At 58.3% G+C, this 6,000-nt stretch carries 7 protein-coding genes; 4 read left to right on the top strand and 3 right to left on the bottom strand.

Features of this window, described 5'->3' with window-relative positions; all coding sequences use genetic code 11:
• Window positions 1-212: hypothetical protein (locus tag DW189_RS14540; RefSeq protein WP_220398834.1), on the top strand; the 212-nt coding region annotated here is incomplete at its 5' end.
• A gap of 64 nt (window positions 213-276) precedes the next feature.
• Here the strand turns inward: DW189_RS14540 and DW189_RS12690 are convergent.
• Entirely contained in the window at window positions 277-1,506 is a 1,230-nt protein-coding gene (locus DW189_RS12690) for a site-specific integrase (RefSeq protein WP_117508439.1), read from the bottom strand.
• Between the two features lie 309 nt (window positions 1,507-1,815).
• Here DW189_RS12690 and DW189_RS14490 point away from each other — a divergent pair, with 309 nt between their 5' ends.
• The 3 genes from DW189_RS14490 to DW189_RS12680 all read left to right on the top strand — a co-directional run bounded on the left by DW189_RS14490 (window position 1,816) and on the right by DW189_RS12680 (window position 4,137).
• Window positions 1,816-1,992: a hypothetical protein gene (locus DW189_RS14490; RefSeq protein WP_162508151.1), complete on the top strand. Its 177-nt coding sequence runs from the start codon at window positions 1,816-1,818 to the stop codon at window positions 1,990-1,992.
• Between the two features lie 153 nt (window positions 1,993-2,145).
• Complete coding sequence (locus DW189_RS14660) at window positions 2,146-3,288, top strand: DUF4396 domain-containing protein (RefSeq protein ID WP_232045527.1); 1,143 nt, start codon at window positions 2,146-2,148, stop codon at window positions 3,286-3,288.
• A gap of 135 nt (window positions 3,289-3,423) precedes the next feature.
• On the top strand, window positions 3,424-4,137 hold the full coding sequence (locus tag DW189_RS12680) for a Bax inhibitor-1/YccA family protein (RefSeq protein ID WP_018697304.1): 714 nt from the start codon (window positions 3,424-3,426) through the stop codon (window positions 4,135-4,137).
• Window positions 4,138-4,212: 75 nt separating this feature from the next.
• Here the strand turns inward: DW189_RS12680 and DW189_RS12675 are convergent, their stop codons facing one another.
• Window positions 4,213-4,788 (bottom strand): LemA family protein, encoded by a 576-nt coding sequence (locus DW189_RS12675; RefSeq protein ID WP_055203023.1) that lies wholly within the window; start codon window positions 4,786-4,788, stop codon window positions 4,213-4,215.
• 143 nt (window positions 4,789-4,931) lie between these two features.
• A complete protein-coding gene (locus tag DW189_RS12670) occupies window positions 4,932-5,840 on the bottom strand; it encodes a TPM domain-containing protein (protein ID WP_117508438.1) in 909 nt (302 codons plus the stop codon).
• Between the last annotated feature and the right edge of the window lie 160 nt (window positions 5,841-6,000).

Raw genomic sequence — 6,000 nt, 5'->3', positions numbered from 1 at the left:
CTCTGGTTAATGGAGTCGCAGTCCAAATCTACCGCCAAGCCTCAAAGCTTACGTCCAGCCCCGGTTCACTGCGACTCCATATCAAAATAACCTGTGATTACATCACGCTGCAAATCTACATGCGTTCAGCAAAACGCCGGGGATGGAAATACGCAAGGCTCGCCCCTCGGGCGATTCGCATGGCCTTGCGTATTTCCATCTCCGGCGTTTAATTCCCTGCCGGCGGAAATAAATTCCGAAGATATTAGATATGCGCTATTCCGGGATCGCGCCGGGTTACTGTGCGACCTTGAAGACGCTGCTGAGTTTCTCGCTCAATGCCTTCATATCCTGTCCGATCTTGTCATTGGTGATTTTAGCGTAGATTTGGGTCGTGGTGATCCGTTTGTGCCCCAGCATCTTGCTGACCGTTTCCAGAGGCACGCCTTGCGTAAGCGTGACCGTCGTGGCAAAGGTATGCCGGGCCATGTGGATCGTCGGGTTGAATGACAGACCGGCGTGTCTGGCAACATGCCGTAATGACATGTTCAACGTATTATAGGTGCCTTTGAGCGGGAAGACCCGGTCTCCCGAGAGATGCATGTCCTTATAACGGTCGTAGAGCATTGCGGCGACGGGAAGCAGTTTGACCCGGAACTGCGTACCCGTTTTCTGGCGCCTGTCGATAATCCACCGATCCCCGTTATCGTCCGTATAAATATCTGCGTGGGTAAGTTTCACCACGTCCGCATGGCTCAGGCCCGTGAAGGCGCAGAAGACGAAGGCATCCCGGTTGATGCCTGTCCGATAGTTGGGGAGCCTGACATCCATGACAGCCTGCAATTCCGAAGCCGAGAGGTAGCGACGTTCCGAGTATTCCGCTTTGACATAGAACCCCGCGAAAGGATCGGCGGGAATCCAGCCGTTCTTATACGCCGTGTAGGTCATCAGCTTCAGCTTCTTGAGTGTAGAATGGATCGTCCCGGAAGCAAGACCCTTTACCGTGGAGAGGTAGACGACGAACTTTTCCACGAACTCCCGCTTCAGCTCTTTGAACGCAATATCCTTGACGTGGTATTCGTATTCGAGGAAAGAGGCAAGGCGGTTACGGCGTTTGCGGTAATTGTCATAGCTCGAATAGGCGCGGTCTTTGCCCACGCGTTCGAGGAAGCCTGCAAGGTATTCGTCGAAAGTCTGTAACAGCAGGCGGCAGTCGTCCCCCATACCCAGAAAGGCGTTACGGACTTTTTCGGCCGTAACATACGAATCCCGGTCGCAGAGACGCTGGTACTGCTTGCCGATATTGGTCTTGATATTCTCCAGCTTCTCGTTGATGCGCTGCGATTCGAGGCTTCTGCCTGCGGCTTTGTTCGCTTTGGCATCCCAGAGAGAAGAACGAACCGAGAGTTTGCAGCTGAACTGCGACATCGTGCCGTTGATCGTGATACGGCCCATGACGGGAACCTGACCCAATTTCTCAGACTGCCTTTTTACGTAGAAAAGGACTTTGAAAGTGCTGCGTTGCATAATAACCTGAACTTTGAGGATTTGTTAAACGTTTAGTCAAGTTATTTGTTATGCGGAAATTCGATGCAACACACTGAAAACAACTGTCTTAAATGCAAACCAAAGCATTTCGGGCAGGTAACGGATAAGTAACATAACTCACCGTTAAACCTGCCCGATTCTGCTTTTTTATTGCTCGGAACAGATGCAGAACAGGGAATTAAATACCTGTAAACATGATATTTACTCTTTCCTGCGCTTCTCTTTACCTACAAATACCGAACCATAACGGGACTGGTCGGTATCACGTTCGGGAAAAACGAGCCAGACATGAACGGACTGTTCGCCACGGTAATGAACGGCCCGGTAGACGTGGCCGGGAACCGGATTACAGGTGTGCTCGACGAAGCCAGGTTATCCCCCGGCATGCAAGCGGCATTGTTCGGCCAACGGGAGGAAACCGGCTATGCCAATCCGGTGATCGTCACATTGGATTTGATGCCCTGAGTTATTCGAGCGCACCCAGTTCGGGGTCTACGAAACCAATATTTCGGTTCCAGCCCAAGCCGACCCGGCTGAATTCCCCGCCCGGCTTCGACGGAAGGACAGAAGCGCGGTGCGGTATATAAATTGCTGTATGACGGAAAAAAACATCTCGTCATGCAGCAATTCTATTATCTGGCAGTCCTGTTCGTAGCGGGCGGCATCGGCTCGGCGCTCATCGTCGCGGCCGACCTGCGCACCCGCCGGCAACCGATGCGCATTATGGAAAGCGTATGGGTACTTACCGCCCTCTGGGCCAGTTTTTTCGGGCTATGGGCCTATTTCGCCTTCGGACGCGCCGCACGGCACATGCCCGCGCAAAACGACGGCACCGGAAAGCAGAAAGGCTCAGTGAAAATCAGCGAGCCGGCAAAAGGCGGCGGCATCGGGGAAAACGGAAACGAACGGAAGGTCGGCAGCGCCGGGCAGGAAACGGAGAACAGAAAGCCCGGCACGGGCCGACGGAAAGACCTGTCCGTAGCGGGGACGGATCCATGGAAGGTCTCGGAGCCGGAACCGGCCATGAACATGCCGGAACCGGCGATGACCGGGATGCAGATGGAGAACGGAACCACGACAGGAGCGGACGGGGCGGAAGATATGCCCGGAATGAAAGGGACGGCGCTCAAAGCGGGCATGGCAGATGAGGCGGGCATACCGGACATGGCAAACGGAGCGAGCATGCCGGGAATGGCAGACGGGACGGACATGCCCGGGATGACAAACGGGACGAAGATGTCCGGGACGGCCGGGCCCCGGGGTATGGAAGGCATGGACGGGATGAGTGATATGCCGGGGATGAAAGGGCGGCCGCGGTGGCAGCCGGTCGTCTTGTCGACGCTCCACTGCGGGGCGGGGTGTACGCTGGCCGATATCGTCGGCGAATGGTTCCTCTTCTTCGTCCCGGTAGCCATCGGCGGAAGCATACTGGCTGGGACATGGGTCGTGGATTACCTCCTGGCCCTGGCATTCGGCATCGGGTTCCAGTACGCCGCGATCCGGGGCATGGAACGCACGCTCCCGCGCGGTGAAGCGATACGCCGTGCCGCCAAAGCCGACATACTCTCGCTCACGGCATGGCAGGCCGGCATGTACGGCTGGATGGCCGTGGCGATCTTCGCGCTCAACGGCGGTGAGGCAATGCCCCGCACCTCGTTCGTATTCTGGTTCACGATGCAGGTCGCCATGGCATGCGGGTTCCTCGTGGCGCTGCCCGTAAATATCCTCCTGATCCGGGCCGGCATAAAAAAAGGGATGTAGCCGCACCGCATCCCCGGCGGCCGGCCGTGAAATTTACGCGGCTTTGCCCGAAAACTCCGATTTAATCGTTACCTTTGCGCCGACAGCGGAAAAACCGCAACGAAACGTAATTTCAGGTATACACAGGAAAACTTTATGGAAACAAGCACCAATTACAGCAAGACAGCCGGCGTGCGCAGGGCTGACAAGTCCGAGAACACCACCCTGTTCCGCAACGTCTACCTATGGATGACGATGGCCCTCTTCATCACGGGCGCAACGGCCCTGACGGTCTCCGACTCGCCGACGCTGCTCAATGCCATCTTCGGCAGCAAAGTCGCATTCTTCGGCCTGATCATCGCCGAACTGGCGCTGGTCATCATCCTCTCGTCGTTCATCTTCCGCATGTCGTTCCTCACGGCAACGCTGATGTTCATCGCCTACTCGATCCTCAACGGCGCGACGCTGGCTTCGATCTTCCTGCTCTACACCGCATCGTCCATCGCATCGACCTTCTTCGTGACGGCCGGCACGTTCGGCGCCATGGCGCTGTTCGGGTATTTCACCAAGCGCGACCTCTCGGGCATCGGGAACATGGGTTACATGGCGCTTATCGGCATCATCATCGCAACGGTGGTGAACCTTTTCCTGCGCAGCGAAACGATGATGTGGGTGATAACCTACATCGGCGTACTGGTGTTCGTCGCCCTCACGGCCTATGACACACAGAAGATCAAGAAGATGGTGATGAACGCCGAGGTCGTGGACGAATCGACGCAGAAAATCGCACTGCTGGGATCGCTGACCCTCTACCTGGACTTCATCAACCTGTTCCTCTACCTGCTCCGGATTCTCGGAAGCCGCAAGTAGTCAGGCACCGACAACACAAAAGGGACGGGATACGCTGGCGCGTCCCGTCCCTTTGCTTTCTACCCCGGAGCCGGGCTAAAACTGCACCCGGGGTGCGGTTTCGGTGCCTTCGGCAGCCTCGAAGTAGGGCTTCTGCCCGAACCCGAACAACTTGGCCACCAGATTGGCCGGGAAGCGGCGCACGGCGACGTTGTAGGTCTTGGCCACTTCGTTGAACTCCTTGCGGGCCACTGAAATACGGTTCTCGGTGCCTTCGAGCTGCGCTTGCAGTTCGAGGAAATTCTGGTTGGCCTTCAGGTCGGGATAACTCTCCGACACGGCGATCAGGCGCCCCAGCGCCGAGCGCACCTGCGCCTGCGCCTGCTGGAACTCGGCGAGCTTCCCGGGCGTGAGGTCGTCGGCCGAAAGGTTGATCGAGGTGGCTTTCGCACGGGCCTCGGTTACGGCCTCGAAAGTCTGCGACTCGTGTGCGGCATAGCCCTTGACCGTGTTCACCAGGTTGGGAATCAGGTCGGCACGGCGCTGGTACTGCGTTTCGACGTTCGACCACGCGGTCTTCAGCCCCTCCTCCTTATTGACAAATCCGTTGTACGTTGCGTAGAAGAAGATCACCACGACGGCGACGACTCCAATCCAAATCCATTTCTTCATAATATCGTGTTTTAAATTCGTTCCAATCTTATCCCCTCCGAACCGGAAAGGCATCCCGGCCGCCCTCAGGGCCAGCCTTTGTCCGGCAAACAGCCGCCCGCCACCGAACGAACGGCAACGCCATCCGGCACGCCCTGCGGCCTTTACCAGCGCGACCCAGCACCGCCGCCACCGAACGAGCCGCCGCCGAAACCACCGCCGCGCGACCCGCCGCCGAAGCCGCCGAAACCACGTCCCCCGATAATCATACCGCCGCCCGTGCCGCCGCCGAAATTGTCGTCGCGCAGGTTTTTGGCCTGCCGTTTGACCACGGCGCCACAATTCGAGCAGACGTAGGTATATTCGACCAGCCGATAGTTGTGCGTCACCTTCAGGATGTCGCTCGACTGCTGCCGGAGTGTCAGTTTATGGCATTTCGGGCAACGCTTGCGGGCGTAGTAACCCAGCAGGATCACGCCCATCGGCACCACGACGAACCCGGTGACGATCAGGAAAACCGCCCAGGCAGGCAGCTCGTCGCCGGCCGTATCTGTGCCGCCCAGATCCAGTTCGCTCCCCTCGAGCAGCTGCGACACGGCTTCGACCCCCTGCACCATACCGAGACTGTAATCGCCTTCGCGGAACGCCGGGAGCATGTATTTGAGCTGGATGCGCTTGCAGATCGCATCGGGCAGCACGCCCTCCAGCCCGCCGCCCGTGACGAAACGGATCTCGCGGCGGTCTTTGACCAACAGGATACCCAGCCCGTTGTCGTTGCGGGCCTGCCCTACGCCCCAGGCGGAGAAGAGGTCGATGGCGAAGTCGAAGACGTCGCCGCCTGCGATGTCATCGACGGCGACCACGGCGACCTGGGCGACGGCCCGGTCGCGCAGCGCCGCGCACAGGCGGTCGATACGCGCCACGGCTTCGTCCGAGAGTATCCCGTCGGGGTTCGAGACGTAACGCGTGCGGTCGGCGCGCTGAACATTGGGGATGTCTTCGGCGCGGTAGGTTCCCGCCTGTACCGCGAGGTACGGGACGCACAGCAGGCAGAGGAGAAAAAAACGTTTCATAACCACAGGCAAAAATAGAAAAAATTCCATAATAAAGAAACGCGTCCGGGCAAGGATTCGTATCCGCGGTGGATAAAAACGGCACGCCGGCCCCGAGCGGGCGCCCCGGGCCGGGTTTGCAGGCCGCAGCCGGGCATCGGGCGGGGAAGCAGCCAGGCAT

Origin of the sequence: Alistipes sp. AM16-43 (assembly GCF_003435745.1) — a bacterium.
Taxonomy (GTDB): domain Bacteria; phylum Bacteroidota; class Bacteroidia; order Bacteroidales; family Rikenellaceae; genus Alistipes; species Alistipes onderdonkii.
Note: the sequence above shows the minus strand (reverse complement) of the source record. Positions and strands in the feature narration are given on the sequence as shown.

Coding starts and splice junctions, on each gene's coding strand:
- DW189_RS12690 (WP_117508439.1), bottom strand. CDS start 1,506: ATGCAACGCAGCACTTTCAAAGTCCTTTTCTACGTAAAAAGGCAGTCT.
- DW189_RS14490 (WP_162508151.1), top strand. CDS start 1,816: ATGAACGGACTGTTCGCCACGGTAATGAACGGCCCGGTAGACGTGGCC.
- DW189_RS14660 (WP_232045527.1), top strand. CDS start 2,146: ATGCAGCAATTCTATTATCTGGCAGTCCTGTTCGTAGCGGGCGGCATC.
- DW189_RS12680 (WP_018697304.1), top strand. CDS start 3,424: ATGGAAACAAGCACCAATTACAGCAAGACAGCCGGCGTGCGCAGGGCT.
- DW189_RS12675 (WP_055203023.1), bottom strand. CDS start 4,788: ATGAAGAAATGGATTTGGATTGGAGTCGTCGCCGTCGTGGTGATCTTC.
- DW189_RS12670 (WP_117508438.1), bottom strand. CDS start 5,840: ATGAAACGTTTTTTTCTCCTCTGCCTGCTGTGCGTCCCGTACCTCGCG.